The organism is Pseudomonas sp. C9, from assembly GCF_002000165.1.
Lineage (GTDB): Bacteria > Pseudomonadota > Gammaproteobacteria > Pseudomonadales > Pseudomonadaceae > Aquipseudomonas.
The window spans coordinates 5,237,782-5,260,239 of record NZ_MPAK01000001.1 but is presented as its reverse complement, the minus strand read 5'-3'; the positions used below and the strand labels follow the sequence as shown (position 1 = coordinate 5,260,239).

Below are 22,458 nucleotides of genomic sequence, written 5' to 3'. Positions count from 1 at the left end.
CAACCAGTGGTTTTCACTATATAAATACTTATATTTGGCGATAATTATCGGAATAAACGCTTTTTACGGAGGTGTATCCCCTATTCGCAGCAACAATTAAAGCAAGCCTGAGCGAAACAAAATCAGCTGCAGAATCCTGCGAATCGTGCAGGCGGTGGGGTTTCTCACTCAAACGAGCAGCGGAGAAAAGTACTTCTTTCGACCCCGTACCGAGCGAGTCCGCGCCCGAAGCGCGAAAGGTATTTTCCGGGATGGCATCGAATCGCAAGCTCAACTTGGGCACTTACGTAAGTCCAAGAGATGCATCGTCATGGGAAGAGATTTGAACTTACAAACCCGAATTGAACGCATAGATAGATCGAGGCTGACTTACAGCAGTGACGCAATCCAACTTATAAGCTCAGCTTGTATCTGAAGTGTGATAAATCGATTTCAGTTATTTTTCGTCAGGTGTTTTTATCAATCCGTGCATCACTCCCCACAAAAATAACACCGCCGGAGAAGATCATGACCAAAGCCGAATTCCCGATTACCCAGCCGCTGGCAACGCCAGCCATGGGTGAGCCCTACCTGCTGACCCCAGGTCCACTGACCACTTCCAAAGCCACCAAGGAAGCCATGCTCCGCGACTGGGGTTCATGGGATGGTGCCTTTAACCAAGTCACCGCCGAAGTTCGCCAGAGCCTTCTTGGCATGGCGGGCGTGCAGGACGATAGCTTTGCGTGTGTGCCTCTGCAAGGCAGCGGCAGCTATTCGGTAGAGGCGGCTCTGGCCACCGCTATCCCGCGTGACGGCAAAGCGTTGGTGCTGATGAACGGCGCCTACGGCCAGCGCGCCACCAAAACGCTGGAATACCTTAACCGCGCCTACATCACTCTGGACAAGGGTGACTACCTGCCACCGCAGCCCGATGAAGTGGACGCTCTGCTCAACGCCAATCCGGATGTGACCCACGTCTTTGTGGTCCACTGCGAAACCAGCTCCGGCATCCTCAACCCTCTGCGCGAGATCGCCGACGTGGTGAAGGAGCACGGCAAGAGCCTGATCATCGACGCCATGAGCACCTTCGGCGCAGTGCCGGTGAACGTCAAAGAAATCGCCTTTGACGTGCTGGTGTCCTCGGCCAACAAGTGCATCGAGGGCATCCCCGGCTTCGGCTTTGTGATCATCCGTCGCTCCGTGCTGGAGTCCGCTAAAGGTCGCGCCAACTCGCTATCCCTCGACCTCTACGAGCAGTGGGTTTACATGGAACGCACCGGCCAGTGGCGCTTCACCCCGCCTACCCACAGCGTTGTAGCCTTCCACAAAGCCCTCGAACAGCACGCGACCGAAGGCGGCGTGCATGGTCGTTTGGCGCGCTATACGCGCAACCGCGACGTCTTGGTCAGCGGTATGCGTGAACTGGGTTTCCGGACCTTGCTGGAAGACTGCTGGTTATCGCCGATCATCACCACGTTCTTTTGCCCTGAGCATCCAAACTTCGAGTTCATGCGTTTCTACGATGAGCTCAAGACCCGCCAATTCATCATCTACCCAGGCAAGCTGACCGTGGCCGAAAGTTTCCGCATCGGATGCATCGGCCAGATCGACGAACACATCGTCCATCAGTTGCTACGCGCTATCGCTGACAGCCTCGTCGCGATGGGCGTGGAAATGGAAGCGACCTAACCGATTTCCCCTTTCGGGTCGCCGCCACTCTGGGTGTGTCGGGGCGGGTGTTGGGATCGCACCCTCTTTACGGCGACCTCTTTTCCATGGATCTGGTCATTCACAGCTCGGCAGCGTCGAGCAGGAGCCAGCGATACGCCTATCCAAAAATCTGATGTCTGACGCCAGAAGCCACAAGCCATAAACCTCGCCTACTGCAATTTATTCAGTTCGCTTGGACTGGGTTGCGGCACCCAAAACAAAAACAAAAACAACTTTTTGCGCTGTACGGCAACCCATACGGGATCAGAACACCATGAACAAGAACGCAGCAAGCCCTCTCGCAACCGGCTGGAAATCTCTCCAGCGTTGGCGCGTGCAAATTTTTCTCATTACCTGGGTGGCCTATGCCGCCTTCTACTTTACCCGCAAGGCGTTTTCTGTTGCCAAGCTAGGTATCGGCGAAGACCCGAACTTCATGCTCGAAAAGGCCATGATGGCCAATCTCGACGCCCTCTATCTAACCGCGTACGCCGTGGGACAGTTTCTTTGGGGTAACTTCTCTGACCGATTCGGTCCAAGGGTTGTGGTACTTAGCGGACTCGTCGTCTCCGCGCTAGCCGCGCTGCTTATGGGTACCTACGCCACCTTACCGATTTTCGCCTCCTGCATGCTAATCCAGGGCCTTGCCCAGTCCACCGGATGGTCTGGTCTATGTAAGAACGTCGGCAGTTTCTTCACCACTGGCGAACGGGGTCGCGTACTGGGTTACTGGTGCACCTCCTACGCCTTCGGCGGTCTGGTGGCCACGCCGTTTGCCGGTTGGTGGGCCTACAACGCTTACCACGACTGGCGCATCGCGTTCATTAGCAGCGCTGTCGTGGTGCTGGTGGTGGCGGTGCTGTTTTTCTTCCTGCAACGCAACACGCCGGAAGACGTCGGTCTGCCTCCTGTCGAGACCGAGATCGAACCCGTCAGCAATGTCGTCGTTCCGCGCGAAAGCATGTGGGCCGGCTTGCGCATCGTAATGAAAAACCGAACCGTGATGGTGCTCGGCCTAGCCTATTTCATGCTCAAACCCGCGCGCTACGCCATCCTCTTGTGGGGCCCGGTAATTATCTACGAACGGATGCCCGAAATTGGCAAGGTGGCCTCCGCCATCGTCCCAACCTCTTTCGAGCTGGCAGGTCTGATCGGTCCGATCCTCATCGGTATCGCATCGGATAAGTACTTCGGCGCTCGTCGTATACCGGCCTGTGTCCTTAGCCTGGTTGTCCTCACTATTTGCCTTGGCCTGTTCGTTCCTGCCATGCAGAGCGGCAGTCTGTACATGGTGGTCGGCCTGCTATTCATGATGGGTCTGACGCTTTACGGGCCGGATTCGATGATCAGCGGCTCGGCTGCCATTGACTTCGGCAGCAAAGATGGAGCTGCCTCCGCCGCTGGATTCGTTAATGGCTGCGGGTCGGTAGGTGCGGTCCTCGGCGGTTTGCTGCCGGGTTACTTCGACACCCTCACCGTGTTCCTGGTCTTCACCGGCGCAGCACTTCTGGCCAGCCTGATGTTGGTTCCATTTTGGAACAGCCGCCCGAAAACAGCGGAAAACCCGCAGTTGGTATCGACGCCGGTACAACCGGTCATCGTCGGCACCACCCCCTGAACTCGTACTACCAACCTACCCTACGCTGGAGTGATCATCATGCACTACAAAAAACCTTCCCACCTGCAAGCAGTGGTCCTGGACTGGGCGGGCACCGTCGTTGACTTCGGTTCTTTCGCACCGACTCAGATTTTCGTTGAAGCGTTCGGTGAATTCGGCGTTGCCGTTTCCCTGGAAGAAGCTCGTGGCCCGATGGGCATGGGCAAGTGGGACCATATCCGCACCTTGTGCAATGAGCCACAGATCGCCGCACGCTACCATGCCGCCTTCGGCCGATTGCCAACCGATGATGATGTCACTGCCCTCTACGAACGCTTCATGCCTTTGCAGATCGAAAAGATCGCCCTGCACTCGGCGCTGATCCCAGGCGCTCTTGATACGATCAATGGCTTACGCGACAAGGGTCTGAAAATCGGCTCTTGCTCAGGCTACCCGGCCGTAGTCATGGAAAAAGTCGTAGAGCTGGCGCGCAAGAACGGCTATGTCACTGACCATGTGGTTGCTACCGACGAAGTACCCAATGGCCGCCCGCACCCTGCTCAGGCTCTGGCAAACGTGATCGCTTTGGGCATCAGTGATGTGGCTGCCTGCGTCAAGGTCGACGACACCTGGCCGGGCATTCTCGAAGGCCGTAGCGCGGGCATGTGGACGGTCGCATTGACCTGCTCCGGCAATGCATTGGGGCTGACCTATGAAGAATTCAAGGATCTATCCCTGGAGGAATTGTCCGAGGAACGCGCACGCATCATCAAGATGTTCGAAGGCTCTCGCCCGCACTACCTGATCGACACCATCGTTGAGTTGCCGGGCGTCATTGAAGACATCAATGCCCGTCTCGCGCGTGGAGAAACCCCTCAGGGCTCCTGACCCTGCAAGGCTCGTTCAAATGACAGTGGCTGTCCCACGGGCGGCCACAACCAAAAACAACAAGAGAACACCACCATGAACTACGCCCATCCAGGCACTCCCGGTGCCATCGTTTCCTTCAAGTCCCGTTACGGTAACTACATCGACGGCGAGTTCGTCGCGCCGATCAAAGGTCAGTACTTCACCAATACCTCACCAGTGAATGGCCAACCGATTGCAGAATTCCCCCGCTCCACCGCCGAAGACATCGACAAGGCCCTGGACGCGGCTCACGCCGCTGCCGAGGCCTGGGGCAAAACCTCAGTTCAAAACCGCTCCCTGGTGCTGCTGAAAATTGCCGACCGCATCGAACAGAACCTGGAACTGCTGGCCGTCACTGAAACCTGGGACAACGGCAAAGCCGTACGGGAAACGCTGAATGCCGACATCCCGCTGGCTGCCGACCACTTTCGCTACTACGCCGGCTGCATCCGCGCCCAGGAAGGTAGCTCCGCCGAGATCGACGAACACACCGCGGCCTATCACTTCCATGAACCGCTGGGCGTGGTCGGGCAGATCATCCCGTGGAACTTCCCGATCCTGATGGCCGCCTGGAAGCTCGCCCCGGCCCTGGCCGCCGGTAACTGCGTGGTGCTCAAGCCTGCCGAGCAAACTCCGCTGGGCATTACCGTGCTGATGGAGCTGATCGGCGACCTGCTGCCGCCGGGCGTGCTGAACGTGGTGCAAGGCTTCGGCAAAGAGGCCGGCGAAGCGCTGGCCACCAGCAAGCGCATTGCCAAGATTGCCTTCACCGGCTCAACCCCGGTCGGCTCGCACATCATGAAATGCGCCGCCGAAAACATCATTCCGTCCACTGTGGAGCTGGGTGGCAAATCGCCGAACATCTTCTTCGAAGACATCATGCAGGCCGAACCGTCCTTCATCGAAAAAGCCGCTGAGGGCCTGGTGCTCGCCTTCTTCAACCAGGGCGAAGTCTGCACCTGCCCGTCCCGCGCCGTGGTGCAAGAGTCGATCTACGACGACTTCATGAAAGTCGTGATGAAAAAAGTCCTGTCGATCAAACGTGGCGACCCGCTGGACACCGACACCATGGTCGGCGCCCAGGCATCCGAGCAGCAATTCGACAAAATTCTTTCGTACCTGGAAATCGCCAAGGGCGAAGGCGCCGAGCTGCTGACCGGCGGCAAGGTAGAAAAACTCGAGGGCAACCTGGCGACCGGGTATTACATCCAGCCGACCCTGCTCAAGGGCACCAACAAAATGCGCGTGTTCCAGGAAGAAATCTTTGGCCCGGTGGTGAGCATCACCACTTTCAAGGACGAAGCCGAAGCCCTGGCTATCGCCAACGACACCGAGTTCGGCCTCGGTGCCGGCCTCTGGACCCGCGACATCAACCGCGCCTACCGCATGGGCCGCGCCATCAAGGCCGGTCGTGTGTGGACCAACTGCTACCACCTATACCCGGCGCACGCCGCGTTTGGCGGCTACAAAAAGTCCGGCGTCGGCCGTGAAACCCACAAGATGATGCTCGATCACTATCAGCAGACCAAAAACCTGCTGGTGAGCTACGACATCAATCCGCTGGGCTTCTTTTAAAGCTCAGCCACGGCTGCAGTAACAGACCGAGTCAGGCATCTCGACAGCAAACCTTGTTGTCGAGATGCCTTGAACTCAGATCGACGAATTGATTGCTAGACCCTCCGGAGTCCTCGATGAAAATCCGTTACAAGGTGAGCCTTGTGGCTGCTTGCGTGCTGTTCGTGACGACCAGTCTTCTATCGTTGGCTCAGGTAGAGCAGATACGTACGATTTTGCGTCACCAGGTAGAGGCGAGCATTTCCGAATCGAGCAATGCTGTGGCACGTCAGATCGAAAACTGGCTGAACGGCAAACTACGTCTGATGGATTTGGCATCCCAAGCGATCGACCGCCAGTACAGTGTGCAGGCGACCCAACGAATCATCGATTCGCCCATCCTGAAAGATGAATTCAAGTTGGTATTCGGCGCCCTTGAGTCTGATGGAAAACCCATCAAGAACACGGCCTCCTGGAATCCAAAACCTGATTATGACGGTCGCATCCGTCCTTGGTACGCGGCCGGAAAGGCCAGTCACCAAGCCGTTTTAACCGAGCCCTACAAAGATTCCACTACGGGTGAAATTCTAATCTCGACAGTCGCGCGGATCAGCGACGCAGGTCAGGTGCTCGGGGTATTTGGCGGTGACATCAGCCTGACTAACGTTGCCGATGCCATTAATACATTGGATTTCGGTGGAGCCGGTTATGCGTTCTTGCTAAGTAAAAGTGGCAACATCATTTCCCACCCGGACGCTGAACTGAACGGCAAGCCCTACAGCCAGCTGTTCGCAGGAAACGTCTTGCCCCTCGACAGTCAGCTTCAGGAGGTCCGCAACGGTGGAAAGTCCCTCCTGGTGTCCTTCATTCCGCTCTCTGATCTTAAGGGCATGGATTGGTACATCGGAGTGGTCCTGGATCAGGACATCGTCATGGCTGCAGCTCACATTCTGAGTTGGCGAGCCGTCATCGGCACCGGGATTGGAGTGTTGCTTAGCCTGTTGGTGTTGGGGCTGCTGGTTAGGCGGCTACTCCGCCCCCTGGATCAACTCAAAGATTCGTTGGCCGACATCAATCGCGGAGAAGGCGACCTGACCCGTCAATTGCCCGTGGTCGGCAATGATGAAATTGCGCTGGTCGCCGGGGAGTTCAATCAGTTCCTGCAGAACCTGAAAGCGCTCATTGGCGATGTGAAAAGTAGTTCACAGCAGGTCCGCGAGAGCACCACAGCGACGTCATGTGAAGCAGATCAGGCCGCCCACCGCGTACAGATTCAATTACAGGAACTGGATCAACTCGCCACCGCCATGACCGAGATGGCCTCGACAGCCGAGGACGTGGCGCGCAATGCTCAAGCCGCTGCCGAGGCGGCGATCGTTGCCACCGAGGAAACAGCAGACGGGGTGGCCCTGGTCTCGAAGTCAACGGGGGCGATCAAGCGTTTGGCTGACGAGATGGACGACACCGGTCATGCGATTAATGAATTGTCCACGCTCAGTCAACGCATCGAATCGATCGTGGCGGTCATCACCAGCATCGCCGACCAAACCAATCTGCTCGCGCTCAATGCGGCCATCGAGGCGGCACGTGCCGGTGAATCGGGACGCGGTTTCGCCGTAGTGGCTGATGAGGTGCGCTCCCTGGCCTTTCGTACTCAGCAATCCACTCAGGAAATACGCCTGATGATTGATCAATTGCAGACAGGTGTGAAACACGCCCAAGTGCGAATGCAGCAAAGCCGTGACACGGCCAGCAAGACTGCCGGGGACGCCAATGCAGCCAATGACACGCTCGAACGGATACGTGAGGCCATTTATCGCATCAATGACATGAACCTACAGATTGCCGCTGCCGCTGAAGAACAGAGCACCACGACCGAGGAAATCAATCGCAACACGACGAACATCCGCGATATCAGTCTTGAAGTATCCGCCAGTGCGGACAAACAGGTTCATCAATGCTCAGCGATGGTGGAGCACGTCGGCCATCAAGACAAACTTCTCGGTCGCTTCCGGATTTGAGTTTTGCAATCGCCCGAATGCTTGGGCTTCCGACCCGTTACAGATCACAAAAACAACTATTCCACCGAGGTAAGAAAGATGAGTGCGGCTTCCCTGTATCCCGTTCGTCCCGAGGTTCTGGCTAATACGCTGACTGACGAGGCGACCTACAAGGCCATGTACCAGCAATCGGTCGTCAACCCGGACGGTTTCTGGCGTGAACAGGCCAAGCGCCTCGACTGGATCAAGCCTTTCACCACGGTGAAGCAGACCTCCTTCGACGATCACCATGTCGACATCAACCCCGCCGAAAGCCGCAACATCACTTACCGCGAACTGCACGAACAAGTCTGCAAGTTCGCCAACGCCCTGCGTGGTCAGGACGTACACCGCGGCGACGTGGTGACTATCTATATGCCGATGATCCCTGAAGCCGTGGTCGCCATGCTGGCCTGTACCCGGATCGGCGCGATTCACTCGGTGGTGTTCGGCGGTTTCTCCCCGGAAGCCCTGGCCGGTCGCATCATCGACTGCAAATCCAAAGTGGTGATCACCGCTGACGAAGGCGTTCGTGCCGGCAAGAAAATCCCGCTCAAGGCCAACGTCGACGACGCGCTGACCACCCGGAAACCAGCAGCATCCAGAAGGTCATCGTGTGCCAGCGCACCGGTGGCGAGATCAAGTGGAACCAGCATCGCGACATCTGGTACGAAGACCTGATGAAAGTGGCGGGCACCGTGTGCGCGCCTAAAGAGATGGGTGCCGAAGAAGCGCTGTTCATCCTTTACACCTCTGGCTCCACCGGCAAGCCGAAGGGCGTGCAGCACACCACCGGCGGTTATCTGCTGTATGCGGCCATGACCCATGAGCGTGTGTTCGACTATCGTCCGGGCGAAATCTTCTGGTGCACCGCCGACGTCGGCTGGGTCACGGGCCACAGTTACATCGTCTACGGCCCGCTGGCCAACGGCGCGACCACGTTGCTGTTCGAAGGCGTGCCGAACTACCCGGACATCACCCGGGTGGCGAAGATCGTCGACAAGCACAAGGTCAACATCCTCTACACCGCACCAACGGCGATCCGCGCGATGATGGCCTCGGGCACCGCCGCTGTTGAAGGCGCCGATGGCAGCAGTTTGCGTTTGTTGGGTTCGGTCGGCGAGCCGATCAACCCGGAAGCCTGGGACTGGTACTACAAGAACGTCGGCAAGTCCCGTTGCCCGATCGTCGATACCTGGTGGCAGACCGAAACCGGCGGCAACATGATGAGTCCGTTGCCGGGCGCTCACGGCCTCAAGCCGGGTTCGGCGGCACGTCCGTTCTTCGGTGTGGTGCCGGCCCTGGTGGATAACCTGGGCAACATCATCGACGGCGTTGCCGAGGGCAACCTGGTGATTCTCGATTCGTGGCCAGGCCAGGCACGTACGCTGTTTGGCGATCATGACCGTTTCGTCGACACTTACTTCAAGACCTTCCGCGGCATGTATTTCACCGGTGACGGTGCCCGTCGCGATGCCGATGGTTACTACTGGATCACCGGTCGCGTGGACGATGTGCTCAACGTGTCCGGCCACCGTATGGGCACCGCGGAAATCGAAAGCGCGATGGTTGCTCACCCGAAAGTCGCCGAAGCGGCGGTGGTCGGGGTGCCGCACGACATCAAGGGGCAGGGCATTTATGTCTACGTCACCCTGAACGGTGGCGAAGAGCCGAGCGAGCAACTGCGCCTGGAGCTGAAAAATTGGGTGCGTAAGGAGATTGGTCCGATCGCTTCGCCGGATGTGATTCAGTGGGCACCGGGGCTGCCGAAGACTCGTTCGGGCAAGATCATGCGCCGGATTCTGCGCAAGATTGCCGCCGCTGAGTACGATGGATTGGGCGATATCTCCACCCTGGCCGATCCGGGTGTGGTAATGCGGCTGATCGACACGCATCGCAGCATGAATGCGGCCTAATCATTCAGGCTTCATCCATGCTCCGACCGGAGGGGAAGGAATATCCGGCTTATGGCTTGTGTGCTGGATTTTTCGAAGCCCGTTGGAGAGTTGATCTATCAACTGAAGGTTGATCGCATGAAGGAAAGTATCTTGATACGCGCTGTCTCAGTTAGCTCTTGAGGGCAAGACAGTCATTCAGGTTCAAATATTTTCGCTGTAGGCCAGGTATGCGATCACATCGAGCGCTGAGTTTTTCAGAGGCGCTTTTCTGGTGTTTCCGTTGTTTTTTCAGTAGGGAGTTTCCCGCTGAAGATTCCGTTTTGATTCATGCCCCCCTATTTCAAAAAATAAGATATGGATTTTGAACGCGACTCGAATATCTGAAATGGGGGGGTGGCAACTGCACATCGCGACAGGCAGCCAAAAGCGATCATCCAGTCTTGAACACCAAAAAATCGATAGGACTGAATATGAGCGAACTACCGAGGTCCGGCGCGGGACATGATGATGCAACAAGGAAGAAAATCCATGCTGCCGTAGCTGCGAGAAACCTGGCAAGCGCATCGAACAATACCAAGTGGGATGAGCTGATCAACCATTTCCGCCAGCTTCAGGGTTGGCGTCCGTCTTACCGATCCAAGTCCGTCACAGGATATGTATCAGAATGGGATGTCGAATGGTTCGACATTGGCTTGTCGCAAGCAGTCCCCTCAAAAGGAAGGCTGCTTGCAGGTACAACCATTGACCATGCAAACGAAATATCGAAGGTCGTCGCACACATTGGATTCGAGTTTGACGTGCGCGCAGACGTTCTGAGAAGTTGGGGATACGTCCCAAAATCGTATGAAGACTTTCCACCTGCATGACAGGCTGAGATCAGCTGTCCGCTAAACCCTTCGACCATGTAATTGCAATGTCTAATCTGGACGCAGGGGCTGCAGTGGGCCGCTCTGCCGGTCGTAACCATGAAACATGGCGACTGTCTGCACATGTCAGAAACTGCCGAGATTCAGCCCGCGTTTCCAACCACCACTCGACCAGCCTCCCCTAAAAACATGTCAGACATTTCCTGGATTTCTGGAAGGCGTTCACGCGTTTAACGGCGCCTGTTTAAAGACATCCGAAGTTACTTCCCGAAGGCTACAAAACCTTGCGCCGTTACCTACGGCTAAGCCAGAATCCGCCGGCTTGTGCGTCGATGGCACGGGTTTTATCGTTTCCCGGTCGCTGAAAAACAGCGATCGGGTTTGGTAGCCCGTCTTTCACATGTCGCATAACGTCACCTTTTACAGATGCTTTTTAGGCATTCGTTTTTATGGTGGCCATGCGCAGGGCGCCCTCGGGCGCGCCGGATTTTCCATGTGGGCCGGTCTACCAACCTTCGTATGGCCACCACCTTTCGTTTGGTAGCGAAGGTGATGGCTCCGATAATCCCATATGGAGTTTCATCTATGTTCAAGGTAACGCCCAATCCACCAGACACCGAATCGCTAGACACCGACCCAGCCTCCCCCTACTCATCCCTCGATTCCAAAAAACTCCACGCCGCCGCCGAGCGTGCCCTCGATTTCTACCTCAACCCGGCGGCACTCATGAACGACACCCCACGCAAACCCAGCACCATCTACATCGTCGCGCCAGACGTCGACCATGAAACCTTGCTGGTTCAAACCTGCGAGAACCTGGCATCGGCCAGTGTCATGGCCAGCAACGTGGCGGCGTTGTTAGACGGCACCCACCGCAGTACCGTGCTGGCGCTGCAGCAGGTCATCATGCTGGGGGAATTGGCGGTGAATCGAATGCTCGATAACTTCGTTCCGCCCAAGTAAGCACTCGCGCGTTAGCGAGGGGCTTGCCCTCCTCGCTCACGCGCGGATTTGTATCAATCTGTAGATTCTGCCGTGATCTTACACAGCGATACACAACGGCCGATTCACGACACACAGGCACTACATGAGGGTGTAACAGTCGCCACGTCGCCAGGAGGTCCATGACCCTGCGACCTGAACGATGAAGCCATCAAACCCTCAGCAGGAACCTGCCATGATCAATCAAATCGAGACTGTGCTTTACACCGGCAAGACCCACACCATTGGCGGCCGCGACGGTCAGTCCAAGAGTTCGGATGGACGCCTGGACATCAAGCTGTCCCCGCCCGGTTCGTCTGGCAGCGGCACCAATCCGGAACAGCTGTTGGCGGCGGGTTGGTCGGCTTGTTTCATCGGTGCGATGGGTAAGGCGGCAGTCGCGCTGAAGGTGACCCTGCCGAGCAACGTGGCCGTGGATACCGAGATCGACCTGGGCAAAACCGAGAACGCTTTTTTCCTTCAGGCACGTCTGAATGTCAGCCTGCCGGGCCTGGACCCGGCCGTCGCTCGTGCGGTGGTGGACGCGGCCCACCAGACCTGCCCGTACTCCAAGGCAACCCGCGGCAACATCGATGTCGAGATCAATCTGATTTGATCGCAACCCCTCGGCCAGCCTGCCTTTGGTGGCAGGTTGTGCCGATATTAGCTTTCCATCCTGTGACGCTTTTCCCAGGATGAAATCGGTCTAAAAAGCGCCCTTTACACAGCAGATGCTTTGCTATGCTCACTTATGTAGGTGAAGACGCAGACTGATGCGCAAGCGGATAGCAAGGAGACGTGGGGCACGTCCCGAAGGGTACACGGTTAGAAAGATCTCCGCGCTGAGATCCAGCCCTTACGCCGTGTGAAGCAGAAGTACATAACACTGTTCTGTCAGAGTCCTGATAAACCTTGTAAGCCAGAAACCAGCACTGGCCACCTACTCGAATTCCAAGCCCGCCTCGTGCGGGCTTTTTCGTTTCCGCCATTTACAAAACACCGTCCTCTCCACACCTTCGCACCACTCGTCGCCGAGGCCCCCTTCTCCCCCTTGACACTCATTGGGGTCTGTAGGATTATTATTGTATCGCATACGACATAACCGTATGCGACCAACAATCAAACTGTAGAGGATTCACCCCATGAGCAAAATCGAAAAAGTACTGGCCTCCGGCAAAACCCACACCACCCTGAGCGCTGTTGGTTTTACCTCGCGCGGTCATAACGGCAACCTCGATATCCAGCTGTCATCGCCAGGCAGCACCGCGCCTGCACACGTGTTCGAAGCCACCCAGCCGCACCCAAAAGCCGAGCAACTGTTCGCCGGTGCATGGTCGGCCTGCTACATCGCTGCCGTCGGCCTCGCCGCCAAGCAAAACAAAGTCGAACTGCCGTCCGACGTGTCGGTGGATATCGAAGTCGACCTCGGTCAAACCGGTAACGCCTACTTCCTGCAAGCCCGCCTGACACTGCGCGCACCCGGTCTGGATCACGCTGTTGCGACCAAACTGGCCCATGAAGCAGACCAGATCTGCCCGTATTCGAAAGCGACTCGCGGCAACATCGACGTGGCCATCAACGTCCTCACGGCTTGAAGATCGGCCTTATAAACGCCCCCTATATATCGCATGCGACCAACACGCATGCGAAACAAACCGAACACATTCAAGAGAATCCTCATGAGCAAAATTGAAAAAGTCCTGGCCACCGGCAAAACCCACATCACCGCCAGCAGCACCGGCCACACGTCGCGCGGCCATAACGGCAGCCTCGACATTGCGCTCTCGTCGCCCGGCAACACCGCACCTGTACACGTGTTCGCCGCGACCCAGCCGCACCCGACCGCCGAGCAACTGTTCGCCGGCGCATGGTCGGCCTGCTACACCGCCGCTGTCGGGCTGGTGGCCAATGACATGAACGTGGTGCTGCCTGGGGATTTGTCCGTCGACATCGAAGTCGATGTCGGTCAGACCGGTCAGGACTATTTCCTCCAGGCGCGATTGACGCTGCGCGTGCCTGGCCTTGCGGACGACATTGCACGGACACTGGCGCACACTGCCGATCAAATCTGCCCGTATTCCAAAGCAACGCGCGGCAACATTGATGTGGACCTCAAGGTCCTGACGGCGTAAGAACCTGATCCAACTGGCTACTACTGAGGAGTGAGCACGATGACCACGCAAACCGAAACCGCCATCCTGGCCGGCGGCTGCTTCTGGGGCATGCAGGACCTGATCAGAAAAATGCCCGGCATCCTGTCTACCCGCGTCGGCTACTCGGGCGGTGATGTGGCCAATGCCACTTACCGCAACCACGGCACCCATGCGGAAGCGATCGAGATTGTCTTCAATCCGCAGGTGATCAGCTATCGCCAGATCCTGGAGTTTTTCTTCCAGATTCACGACCCGTCGACCGCCAATCGTCAGGGTAACGACATCGGCGTCAGCTACCGTTCGGCGATTTTCTATCTCAGTGAGGAGCAGCGCGACGTCGCCGAAGACACCGCGGCCGACGTCGATGCCTCAGGTCTGTGGCCTGGCAAAGTGGTGACGGAGATCGTTCCCGCTGGTCCGTTCTGGCAAGCCGAGCCGGAGCATCAGGATTACCTTGAAAAAGTGCCCAATGGTTACACCTGCCATTTCATTCGGCCGAACTGGAAACTGCCTAAACGTGCACTCTGAATCAATGACTTGGGTCCCGGCAACGGGACCCAACGTTCATCAGGTATTAGTCTTCAACTTGGTCCACAACCGGGTACTCAACCGTGCAATGGCAGCCGGTAGTTCTTCTACGGTGAACAGTTTATCCAGCACACTTTTTGGCGGGTAAATCGCCAGGTCCTGCTTCACGGCCGGCACGACGTACGCATCAGCCGCACTGTTAGGGTTGGCGTAATGGATGCTGTTGCTGATGTTGGCAATCACTTGCGGCGTCAGCAGGTAGTTCATGTAGGTGTAGCCGTTCTTCTCGTGAGGCGCGCTCTTGGGCATGACCACCATGTCGAACCACAGCGTCGAACCTTCGTCGGGAATCGAGTAAGCGATGTCGATGCCGTTGTTGGCTTCCTTGGCACTCGCGGCGGCTTGCACAACGTCGCCATTGAACCCGATCACCGCGCAGACATTGCCGTTAGCCAGGTCGCTGATGTACTTGGAGGCATGGAAGTACTGCACGTAGGGCCTGATTTTGAATAACGCCTGCTCGGCTTTTTTGTAGTCCGCCGGTTCGTGACTGTGCGGTGGCAGGCCGAGGTAATTAAGGGTGATTGGCAGGACTTGCGTCGGGTTATCGATAATCGCCACCCCACACGCACTCAACTTTTTGATGTTGTCTTCATCAAAAAACAGTTTCCAGGAATGGGTGATGTCCGTGTTGCCGAAGATCGCTTTGATTTTCTCGACGTTGTAGCCAATACCCGCCGTGCCCCACATGTACGGATAGCCGTACTGGTTGCCCGGGTCGTTGACCTCGAGTTTTTTCATCAACGCCGGATCGAGGTTCTTCCAGTTGGGCAGCTGGCTCTTGTCGAGCTTCTGGATCGCCCCGGCCTTGATCAAGCGGGAGAGAAAGTGGTTCGACGGGCTGACTACGTCATAACCGGTGTTGCCGGTCATCAACTTCGATTCCAGGACTTCGTTGCTGTCGTGAATATCGTAAGTGGCCTTGATCCCGGTTTCCTTGGTGAAGTTGACCAGGGTGTCATCGGCAATGTAGCCATTCCAGTTGGAAATGTTGACCTGTTCTTCGGCATAGCTGACTGCCGACACCGTCGAGAGCAAGACCATCAGGGAAATCGTGTTAACGCGCATGTTCAATCACCTTTTTGTTCTTTTGTGATAACCGGGTTTCTAGAATTCTGTCTTTGCCCGAATGGTCTCTACGCGCATCCGAAGCATGGCACCGATGTCGAGCAACGGTCGCGGCGGCAGCCAGCCCGGCTGTGCGCGCTGCATCACCGAATCGAGCATTGGCGAGTCAATGCCTGAGGCCAGTTCCGCGAGCAACCGCCCCCACAACGTGCCGCGCGCCACGCCGGAACCGTTGCAGCCGGCCACGGCGTACACGCCCTCTTGCACCTGCGAAAAATACGGCTGCCCGGAGCGCGAGGCGCTCAGGTGTCCGGTCCAGGTGTATTGGATGTCTTGCTCGCCCAGCCAAGGGAAACGCCGTTGCAAGCCGAGCACATGGTGCTGGCGACGGATCGACAGTTCGCTGGCGGACAAATCCCGGGAACGGTATTCCGCGGTGTTGCGGATCATGACCCGACGATCAGGGGTCAGCCGTACCGTGGCGCCGAGCGGCCGGGTCGACAAAACGCCCCACGGTTCCACGCTGCCCATGTTGCGAAACTCTTCGTCGCTTAATGGTCGTGTGAGACTGGCGCTGAGTTCCATGGCAAAGGTTCCGCTGCCCTGAATACCAGCGCGAGGCACGAAGGCGTTGAGGCACACCAGCACTTGCTTAGCCTCGATGCTGCCCTCGATGCCGTTGGCCCGCAGACGCCCTTTTGCCAGGCGTTCAAGACCGGTGATGTCGGTGTTTTCGTAGACGGTCACACGTTCCGGCAGCGCATCGAGCAAGCCTTGCACGTATTTGGCCGGTTGCAGCAGCGCATTGCCCTTGCCGCACCAGATCGCGGCGCGGTAATGCCCGGTGCCGAGTTTCTGCGCCAGTTGTTCACCTTCCAGATACTGCGCAGTTGCCCCGAGTGCCCGCAGCGTTTGCAACTTGGCCTCGACGTCGGTCAATTTGCGGGCATCGCTGACGGCAAAGTAGTAGCCCGAATCGCGAAACTCACACTGGATGCCGTGACGCAGAATCATCGCGTGCACCTCGGCATTGGCCGCACGTGAAATGGTGGTGTCCACCTCAAACCCGGCGAACCCGGGGTTGTCGATCAATTCATCGGTGCCCGGGTGTTCATGGGCCACCACAAAACCGGAATTGCGCGCCGAAGCACCTTGCGCAGCGCGCTGGCGGTCGACCACAACGATGCGCGCCTGAGGGTGCAATTGCGCGAGGGCGTGGGCGGCGCTCAAGCCGGTAATGCCGCCGCCGATCACCAGCCAATCGACTGTTTGGGGCCCTTTCAGACGATCACGTACTGGAGCGCTTTGAGCTTGCGCGATCCAGCCACATTCATTTTTCATGCGTCACCTGCCTAGACTCTTATTCCCGGCCTGCTCATGCGTGAATCGCATAGGCGATAAGTGATGGCAGCCGTCAGGGCTAGAATCTATTAGGTCTTCGGTGATACAACCAACGTTATAAAATCATTGAGCCATTCTGAAAACGCATGGATAAAATTCGCCACGTGCCCAACCTGCAGGCCTTGCAGGCGCTGGTGGAAGTCGCTGATGCCGGTAGCTTCACGCAAGCCGCGAACACGCTCTGCCTGACCCAAAGCGCCGTCAGCCGACAAATCCAGCAACTGGAGAGTCACTTCGGGGTGCCGCTGTTTGTGCGCAGCAGCCGCAGCCTTCGACTGACGCCGGAGGGCGAACTGGTGCTGACCAGTGCGCGCAGTATCCTTGAGCAACTGAAAACCCTCGAAGACCGCCTCTCCCCGCAAAAACGCCCGTTCCGTATCCGCATGCATGTGTCACTGGCGGTACGCTGGTTGTTGCCGAAACTGAGCGACTTCTATCGAAATCACCCGGATGTTTCCCTGTCGATCGAGACCGTGGCGACCGAAATTGTCGAGCCGGCCAGCGACAGCGATGCCTACATCCTCTACCTGCCCGAGCCGTCCAGCGATCCTGCGTGCCTGACCCTGTTCGAAGAAGCGCTGATTCCGGTGTGCGCCCCCGGCCTTGCCAGCGCTACCCGGCCGCTGGCGTCGATGGACGACCTGAGCGGGTTTGCCCTGCTGCATCGTTCGGCCGACAAACAAGCGTGGATCGATTGGCTGGCGGCCAATGGCGGCAAGTCGCTGGAGGACTACCGGCACATTCCCTTCAACCTCGACGAGTTGGCGCTGGATGCTGCGGCACGGGGTCTGGGGGTGGCGATGACCGACATGACCCTGGCCCAGGAATCGATCGAGCGTGGTGTGCTCGTCGTCCCGTTCGGCGCCCCGTTGAAGACCCGAGGGCTGTATTCGTTGTGCCTGCAACCCTCGGCCGCGTCCCATCCGGCGTGCGCGCTGATCATGCAGTGGTTTGCCGGGCAGGCCGAGGGGCTGGTGAGTGCCAACAAGCCCTTCTGACCCACACAAATCCCTGTGGGAGCGAGCTTGCTCGCGATAGCAGACTTACATTCAACATTGATTTCGGCTGGCCCACCGCTATCGCGAGCAAGCTCGCTCCCACAGGGTTATGGGGTGGTTTCAAGTTTGTTGCTGCACCACCCCACGTTCTTCCAGCAAACGCACAAACATGGTCAGGCTCTGCGACACCGTGCCTCGGCGCCATACCAACCAGGTGCGCAAATAGCGGAAAGACTCCGACAGCGGCCAGATACTCACCGTGGTGCAACCCGGCATGCTTTCGAGCATGCTGCGCGGCATCAGCGCCAGGCCCGCACCGGCGCTGACGCACGCGAGCATGCCGTGATAGGACTCCATTTCGAAGATCTTGCCCGGCACCGCCGCGTCCTTGGTGAACCAGCTTTCGAAGTGGTGCCGGTACGAGCAATTGGAGCGGAAGGCGTAGATGTTTTCGCCGTTCACATCCTGCGCGCGATAAATCGGTGAATGGTGGAGCGGCGCGATCAGCACCATCTCTTCTTCAAACGCCGGCACGCCTTCCAGTGCCGGGTGCAACACCGGCCCATCGACAAACGCGGCGGCCAGCCGGCCCGACAGCACCCCATCGATCATGGTCCCCGAGGGGCCGGTGGACAGGTCCAGTTCAACCTTGGCGTGTTTCTGGTTATAGGCCGCCAGCAGCTCGGGAATGCGCACCGCCGCCGTACTTTCCAGTGAACCCAAGGGGAATGAACCTTGTGGTTCTTCGCCTGCCACGGTGGCGCGGGCTTCCTGGACCAGGTCGAGGATGCGTCGAGCATAGTCGAGAAAACTCCAGCCGGCCGGCGACAAACGCAAGCGGCTTTTCTCGCGGATAAACAGGTCCACGCCCAGGTCCTGCTCCAACTGCTTGATCCGCGTCGTCAGGTTGGAGGGCACTCGGTGGATGTGCTGCGCGGCGACGCTGATGCTGCCGTGCTCGGCAACGGCCTTGAAAATTTCCAGCTGAACCAGATCCAAGTCATTCTCCAAACGTGAACGTTATGCTCAGTATTATTCAGTTTCCAGAAATTTAACACCACCGTAACCTGCGCACATTCCCACCTAGCAGGACGGTGCCATGACGCAAGTTTCCAGCCTTACCCACGCCATTTCGATCAACCCGCTCAACGGCGAACAGATCGGCCACTACCCTTTTGAATCCGACTCGGCACTGCAAGCGGCTCTGGCCCGGGCGGCTGGCGGGTTCCGCGTCTGGCGCAAAACGGCTGTTGAGCAACGCTCGCAGTTGTTGATCGCCCTGGCCAAGGCCCTGCGCGACAACGCTGACAAAACGGCCAGCATGATTACCCTGGAAATGGGCAAGCCAATCACCCAGGCGCGCGGTGAAATCGAAAAGTGCGCACAACTGTGCGAGTGGTACGCCGAACACGGCCCGGCCATGCTCAACGCCGAAACGACGCTGGTTGAAGGCGGCAAAGCACGCATCGAGTACCGTCCGCTCGGGCCGATCCTGGCCGTGATGCCGTGGAACTTCCCGATCTGGCAGGTGCTGCGCGGCGCCGTTCCGACCCTGATCGCCGGCAACACCTACGTGCTCAAGCATGCGCCCAACGTGATGGGCAGCGCTTACTTGCTGCTGGAAGCCTTCAAGACTGCCGGTTTCCCGGAAGGTGTTTTCGAAGTGCTGAACGTCACGCCGGAAGGCGTTTCCACGGCGATTGCCGATCCTCGCATCGCTGCCGTGACCCTCACCGGCAGCGTGCGCGCCGGCATGGCCATCGGCGCTCAGGCAGGCGCAGCATTGAAGAAATGCGTGCTGGAACTGGGCGGTTCCGACCCCTTCATCGTGCTCGACGATGCCGACCTCGATGAAGCGGTCAAAGCCGCCGTGATCGGTCGCTACCAGAACACCGGGCAAGTCTGCGCGGCGGCCAAGCGCTTGATCGTCGAGCAAGGCGTTGTCGAGGCGTTCACCAGCAAGTTCGTCGAAGCCACGCGCAAGCTGGTGGTTGGCGATCCATTGCTCACCAGCACTTACATCGGCCCGATGGCCCGTTTTGATCTGCGTGATGAACTGGATCAACAAGTGCGCGCCACCCTGAAGGAAGGCGCGACATTGCTGCTGGGCGGCAAGAAGGCCGAAGGCCCGGGTAACTTCTACGAGCCGACGGTGTTCGCCAATGTCACCGATCAGATGACGTCGTTCAAACAGGAGTTGTTTGGCCCAGTGGCGTCGATCATCACTGCGCGCGATGCAGCACACGCACTGGAACTGGCCAATGACAGCGAGTTCGGCCTGGCGGCAACCATTTTCACGGGCAACGTCGAACTCGCCCAACAGATGGCCGGCGAACTGGAAACCGGTGGTGTGTTCATCAATGGCTACAGCGCTTCCGACCCGCGCGTGACCTTCGGTGGCGTGAAGAAAAGCGGGTTTGGCCGCGAGCTCTCGCATTTCGGCGTACGCGAGTTCTGCAATGCGCAGACGGTGTGGCTGGATCGCCGCTGAGTGCACGCAGTGCCTGGTTTCCCAGGCACTGCTTTTTTATTCGTTGAAATAATAGAGCTTGTTAACAATCATCCAGCGCTCATTGATTTTCAGTAACGACAGATAATCCGTGAAGCGCATGCCGGCGTAGTCATCAATTACTTTGACGACGGCGGCATCCCCCGTGATATCGACGCTGAGTGTTTCCCAAAACGGTTTGACCTCTTTGGCCGCTGGCCCCACATCCTTGATTGCGCCGATAAAGTCATTCAGCGATAACCACTCCAGCTTTCCTTTGTAGTGACCGATGATGCGACAATCGGGATAAAACGCGTGCCGCAGCAGTACTTCGTCGGCGAAAACCATGCCATCTACATAATTGCGAACCACAACGCTGATGTGTTCTCTATCCAGCGATTGAGCAGTCATGTCATACCTCCAGCCTTCTCGTCCTCGCGTTGCCGGTGGAATTGATCGATCCAACCTGAAAAGTCTAGCACCGCATTTCGAACCGCCGCGCACGACGACTATGCTGGTAAAGATCACTCCCCCGCAGGAGCCCGAATATGCTGACGCTTTATTACCATCCGCTGTCGTCGTACTGCCATAAGGTGCTGATCGCGCTCTATGAACACGCTATCGATTTCGAGGGACGGCTCATTGATCTGGGCAACGCCGGCGAGAAAGCACAGTTGCTGGCGCTCTGGCCACTGGGCAAATTCCCGGTCATCTGCGACCACGCAGGCCAGCGTAACGTGGCTGAGTCCACGATTATCATCGAGTACCTGGATCGGTATTTTGCTGGGCACCACCTGCTGATTCCCGCCGACTGGGACACTGCGTTGGAGGTTCGCCAGTGGGACCGTGTCTGCGATAACTACCTGCAGACACCGCTGCAACAGATTGTTCTCGATCGCATTCTCGGAACTGAGGGTGACCTGACCCGACAACGCTCCACACTTCAGACCGTGTACGGCATGCTCGACCGGCAACTGGAGAATCGCACCTGGCTGGCCAGCCCGGAGTTCAGCCTGGCCGATTGCGCGGCGGCCCCGGCGCTTTTTTATGCCAGTACACTTGAGCCGTTCCCTGATGATCACACTCACCTGAACGCTTATTTTGATCGGCTGATGAACAGACCGTCCGTGCAACGGGTGATCGACGAAGCGCGGCCGTACTTTTCACTCTTTCCGTTTGCGCAGGACATCCCGCAGCGGTTTCGCCAGCGCACCTAACCCACGATATCGATCAATTGCTCGCGCTGTGCGCCGGTGAGCATCGGCCCGAAACCGGCACCGGCGTTGTCCGCCATGTAACGCGGATTACCGGTGCCGGGGATCACACAGGTCACCGCCGAATGTGACAACAGGAACTTCAATGCCAGTTGCGCCCAACTGGTCACCCCCACTTGTGCGGCCCACCCGGGTAACGGCTTGCCCTTCAATCGCTCGAGTAAACCGCCGCCCCCGAAGGGCCGGTTGCAGATCACCGCCACGCCTCGTTCGCGGCACAGCGGCAGGATGCGTTTTTCGACAGTGCGATCATCCAGTGCGTAATTGATCTGCAAAAAATCCAGCGGCTCGGCCTTGAGCAGCGCTTCTACTTCTTCATAGGCCGACGCCGTGTAATGGGTGATGCCGATGTAGCGAATGCGCCCTTGTTCCTTCCATTGACGCAAAGTCGGCAAATGGGTTTGCCAGTCCAGCAGGTTGTGGATCTGCATCAGGTCGATGCGGTCGGTTTGCAGCAGTTTGAACGAGCGCTCCATTTGCGCGATGCCTTCTTCGCGTCCCTGAGTCCACACCTTGGTGGCCAGAAAGGCCGGCGAGCGAGGTTCGTGAATAGACAGCAACTCACCGGTGGTCTGTTCGGCGCGGCCATACATGGGCGAACTGTCGATGACCGTCCCGCCTTTTTTGAACAACGCACCGAGCACGTCTGGCAGTTGTTTATAGGCGGGGCTGGCCGGCTCGACATCGAAACCGCGATAGGTACCTAGCCCGACAATGGGCAATAGCTCGGCGCTGGAGGGGATGGCGCGGGTCAGCATGGTCTTGCCTCCTGTGTCCGTCGACGGTGCAGATGCGGCCAAGGCCCGATCGAAGGTGAGCACCGCCGAAGCGCCGGCAGCCAGCGTGAGTAATTGTCGACGCGTGTATCCATCAGTGCCGCTCATCGTTTTGTCCGTCCGGCGCCATCCCGTTTGCCATGGTCGCCCGGGGCGTGGCGAGGCCGGCGCGCCCTGCT

At 57.9% G+C, this 22,458-nt stretch carries 20 protein-coding genes and 2 pseudogenes; 16 read left to right on the top strand and 6 right to left on the bottom strand.

Going from position 1 to position 22,458, the window contains the following annotated elements; translation table 11 throughout:
• Positions 1-28: 28 nt before the first annotated feature.
• A complete protein-coding gene (locus BMS17_RS30135) occupies positions 29-283 on the bottom strand; it encodes a hypothetical protein (protein WP_139348121.1) in 255 nt (84 codons plus the stop codon).
• Positions 284-507: 224 nt separating this feature from the next.
• Here BMS17_RS30135 and BMS17_RS24600 point away from each other — a divergent pair, with 224 nt between their 5' ends.
• From BMS17_RS24600 to msrA, 13 genes and pseudogenes are all read left to right on the top strand, one after another.
• Complete coding sequence (locus tag BMS17_RS24600; RefSeq protein WP_077431974.1) at positions 508-1,668, top strand: 2-aminoethylphosphonate--pyruvate transaminase; 1,161 nt, start codon at positions 508-510, stop codon at positions 1,666-1,668.
• 295 nt (positions 1,669-1,963) lie between these two features.
• On the top strand, positions 1,964-3,307 hold the full coding sequence (locus BMS17_RS24595; protein WP_046031518.1) for an MFS transporter: 1,344 nt from the start codon (positions 1,964-1,966) through the stop codon (positions 3,305-3,307).
• 39 nt (positions 3,308-3,346) lie between these two features.
• Positions 3,347-4,174 (top strand): phosphonoacetaldehyde hydrolase, encoded by an 828-nt coding sequence (gene phnX, locus BMS17_RS24590; RefSeq protein ID WP_046031519.1) that lies wholly within the window; start codon positions 3,347-3,349, stop codon positions 4,172-4,174.
• 75 nt (positions 4,175-4,249) lie between these two features.
• Positions 4,250-5,770: an aldehyde dehydrogenase family protein gene (locus BMS17_RS24585; RefSeq protein WP_077431973.1), complete on the top strand. Its 1,521-nt coding sequence runs from the start codon at positions 4,250-4,252 to the stop codon at positions 5,768-5,770.
• A gap of 116 nt (positions 5,771-5,886) precedes the next feature.
• A pseudogene (locus BMS17_RS31095) lies at positions 5,887-6,912 on the top strand (cache domain-containing protein); the annotation flags it as partial.
• A 144-nt stretch (positions 6,913-7,056) separates the two neighbouring features.
• Positions 7,057-7,770: a methyl-accepting chemotaxis protein gene (locus BMS17_RS31090; protein ID WP_371916739.1), complete on the top strand. Its 714-nt coding sequence runs from the start codon at positions 7,057-7,059 to the stop codon at positions 7,768-7,770.
• Positions 7,771-7,848: 78 nt separating this feature from the next.
• Positions 7,849-9,704: pseudogene (gene acs / locus BMS17_RS24575) on the top strand (acetate--CoA ligase).
• 452 nt (positions 9,705-10,156) lie between these two features.
• The gene (locus BMS17_RS24570) at positions 10,157-10,552 is read left to right on the top strand and encodes a DUF6678 family protein (protein ID WP_077431972.1); all 396 of its coding nucleotides are present in this window, start codon (positions 10,157-10,159) and stop codon (positions 10,550-10,552) included.
• 585 nt (positions 10,553-11,137) lie between these two features.
• Positions 11,138-11,515 (top strand): DUF6124 family protein, encoded by a 378-nt coding sequence (locus BMS17_RS24565; protein WP_077431971.1) that lies wholly within the window; start codon positions 11,138-11,140, stop codon positions 11,513-11,515.
• A gap of 214 nt (positions 11,516-11,729) precedes the next feature.
• Positions 11,730-12,149 (top strand): organic hydroperoxide resistance protein, encoded by a 420-nt coding sequence (locus tag BMS17_RS24560; protein ID WP_077431970.1) that lies wholly within the window; start codon positions 11,730-11,732, stop codon positions 12,147-12,149.
• Positions 12,150-12,675: 526 nt separating this feature from the next.
• Positions 12,676-13,128 carry an Ohr family peroxiredoxin gene (locus BMS17_RS24555; protein WP_077431969.1) on the top strand — a complete coding sequence of 151 codons (453 nt, stop codon included), beginning with the start codon at positions 12,676-12,678 and terminating at the stop codon, positions 13,126-13,128.
• Positions 13,129-13,212: 84 nt separating this feature from the next.
• Positions 13,213-13,665: an Ohr family peroxiredoxin gene (locus BMS17_RS24550; RefSeq protein WP_077431968.1), complete on the top strand. Its 453-nt coding sequence runs from the start codon at positions 13,213-13,215 to the stop codon at positions 13,663-13,665.
• A 39-nt stretch (positions 13,666-13,704) separates the two neighbouring features.
• Positions 13,705-14,214, top strand: coding sequence for a peptide-methionine (S)-S-oxide reductase MsrA (msrA, locus tag BMS17_RS24545; RefSeq protein WP_046030259.1), 510 nt, complete (start codon positions 13,705-13,707; stop codon positions 14,212-14,214).
• Positions 14,215-14,253: 39 nt separating this feature from the next.
• Here the strand turns inward: msrA and BMS17_RS24540 are convergent, their stop codons facing one another.
• Both BMS17_RS24540 and BMS17_RS24535 read right to left on the bottom strand, forming a co-directional pair.
• Positions 14,254-15,342, bottom strand: a complete 1,089-nt coding sequence (locus BMS17_RS24540; protein ID WP_046030261.1) for a polyamine ABC transporter substrate-binding protein — start codon at positions 15,340-15,342, stop codon at positions 14,254-14,256.
• A gap of 39 nt (positions 15,343-15,381) precedes the next feature.
• Positions 15,382-16,683, bottom strand: a complete 1,302-nt coding sequence (locus BMS17_RS24535; protein WP_077431967.1) for an FAD-binding oxidoreductase — start codon at positions 16,681-16,683, stop codon at positions 15,382-15,384.
• A gap of 146 nt (positions 16,684-16,829) precedes the next feature.
• Between BMS17_RS24535 and BMS17_RS24530 the strand changes: the two genes are divergently transcribed.
• Positions 16,830-17,741, top strand: coding sequence for a LysR family transcriptional regulator (locus BMS17_RS24530; RefSeq protein WP_077431966.1), 912 nt, complete (start codon positions 16,830-16,832; stop codon positions 17,739-17,741).
• Between the two features lie 120 nt (positions 17,742-17,861).
• Here BMS17_RS24530 and BMS17_RS24525 read toward each other — a convergent pair whose 3' ends face one another.
• Positions 17,862-18,740 carry a LysR family transcriptional regulator gene (locus BMS17_RS24525; RefSeq protein WP_046030266.1) on the bottom strand — a complete coding sequence of 293 codons (879 nt, stop codon included), beginning with the start codon at positions 18,738-18,740 and terminating at the stop codon, positions 17,862-17,864.
• Positions 18,741-18,840: 100 nt separating this feature from the next.
• On the opposite strand from BMS17_RS24525, the gene BMS17_RS24520 reads away from it, so the two are divergent.
• A complete protein-coding gene (locus BMS17_RS24520; RefSeq protein WP_046030268.1) occupies positions 18,841-20,232 on the top strand; it encodes an aldehyde dehydrogenase family protein in 1,392 nt (463 codons plus the stop codon).
• Between the two features lie 36 nt (positions 20,233-20,268).
• Here the strand turns inward: BMS17_RS24520 and BMS17_RS24515 are convergent, their stop codons facing one another.
• Positions 20,269-20,640 (bottom strand): nuclear transport factor 2 family protein, encoded by a 372-nt coding sequence (locus BMS17_RS24515; protein ID WP_077431965.1) that lies wholly within the window; start codon positions 20,638-20,640, stop codon positions 20,269-20,271.
• Positions 20,641-20,777: 137 nt separating this feature from the next.
• Between BMS17_RS24515 and BMS17_RS24510 the strand changes: the two genes are divergently transcribed.
• A complete protein-coding gene (locus BMS17_RS24510; protein WP_046030271.1) occupies positions 20,778-21,446 on the top strand; it encodes a glutathione S-transferase family protein in 669 nt (222 codons plus the stop codon).
• On the opposite strand, the gene BMS17_RS24505 is transcribed toward BMS17_RS24510, so the two are convergent.
• The gene (locus BMS17_RS24505; RefSeq protein ID WP_077431964.1) at positions 21,443-22,387 is read right to left on the bottom strand and encodes an aldo/keto reductase; all 945 of its coding nucleotides are present in this window, start codon (positions 22,385-22,387) and stop codon (positions 21,443-21,445) included. The genes BMS17_RS24510 and BMS17_RS24505 overlap by 4 nt on opposite strands.
• Between the last annotated feature and the right edge of the window lie 71 nt (positions 22,388-22,458).

What these genes read in the sequence shown, in the direction of transcription:
- BMS17_RS24600 (WP_077431974.1), top strand. Translation starts at nt 508, where the DNA reads ATGACCAAAGCCGAATTCCCGATTACCCAGCCGCTGGCAACGCCAGCC.
- BMS17_RS24595 (WP_046031518.1), top strand. Translation starts at nt 1,964, where the DNA reads ATGAACAAGAACGCAGCAAGCCCTCTCGCAACCGGCTGGAAATCTCTC.
- phnX (WP_046031519.1), top strand. Translation starts at nt 3,347, where the DNA reads ATGCACTACAAAAAACCTTCCCACCTGCAAGCAGTGGTCCTGGACTGG.
- BMS17_RS24585 (WP_077431973.1), top strand. Translation starts at nt 4,250, where the DNA reads ATGAACTACGCCCATCCAGGCACTCCCGGTGCCATCGTTTCCTTCAAG.
- BMS17_RS31090 (WP_371916739.1), top strand. Translation starts at nt 7,057, where the DNA reads ATGACCGAGATGGCCTCGACAGCCGAGGACGTGGCGCGCAATGCTCAA.
- BMS17_RS24570 (WP_077431972.1), top strand. Translation starts at nt 10,157, where the DNA reads ATGAGCGAACTACCGAGGTCCGGCGCGGGACATGATGATGCAACAAGG.
- BMS17_RS24565 (WP_077431971.1), top strand. Translation starts at nt 11,138, where the DNA reads ATGTTCAAGGTAACGCCCAATCCACCAGACACCGAATCGCTAGACACC.
- BMS17_RS24560 (WP_077431970.1), top strand. Translation starts at nt 11,730, where the DNA reads ATGATCAATCAAATCGAGACTGTGCTTTACACCGGCAAGACCCACACC.
- BMS17_RS24555 (WP_077431969.1), top strand. Translation starts at nt 12,676, where the DNA reads ATGAGCAAAATCGAAAAAGTACTGGCCTCCGGCAAAACCCACACCACC.
- BMS17_RS24550 (WP_077431968.1), top strand. Translation starts at nt 13,213, where the DNA reads ATGAGCAAAATTGAAAAAGTCCTGGCCACCGGCAAAACCCACATCACC.
- msrA (WP_046030259.1), top strand. Translation starts at nt 13,705, where the DNA reads ATGACCACGCAAACCGAAACCGCCATCCTGGCCGGCGGCTGCTTCTGG.
- BMS17_RS24540 (WP_046030261.1), bottom strand. Translation starts at nt 15,342, where the DNA reads ATGCGCGTTAACACGATTTCCCTGATGGTCTTGCTCTCGACGGTGTCG.
- BMS17_RS24535 (WP_077431967.1), bottom strand. Translation starts at nt 16,683, where the DNA reads ATGAAAAATGAATGTGGCTGGATCGCGCAAGCTCAAAGCGCTCCAGTA.
- BMS17_RS24530 (WP_077431966.1), top strand. Translation starts at nt 16,830, where the DNA reads ATGGATAAAATTCGCCACGTGCCCAACCTGCAGGCCTTGCAGGCGCTG.
- BMS17_RS24520 (WP_046030268.1), top strand. Translation starts at nt 18,841, where the DNA reads ATGACGCAAGTTTCCAGCCTTACCCACGCCATTTCGATCAACCCGCTC.
- BMS17_RS24515 (WP_077431965.1), bottom strand. Translation starts at nt 20,640, where the DNA reads ATGACTGCTCAATCGCTGGATAGAGAACACATCAGCGTTGTGGTTCGC.
- BMS17_RS24510 (WP_046030271.1), top strand. Translation starts at nt 20,778, where the DNA reads ATGCTGACGCTTTATTACCATCCGCTGTCGTCGTACTGCCATAAGGTG.
- BMS17_RS24505 (WP_077431964.1), bottom strand. Translation starts at nt 22,387, where the DNA reads ATGAGCGGCACTGATGGATACACGCGTCGACAATTACTCACGCTGGCT.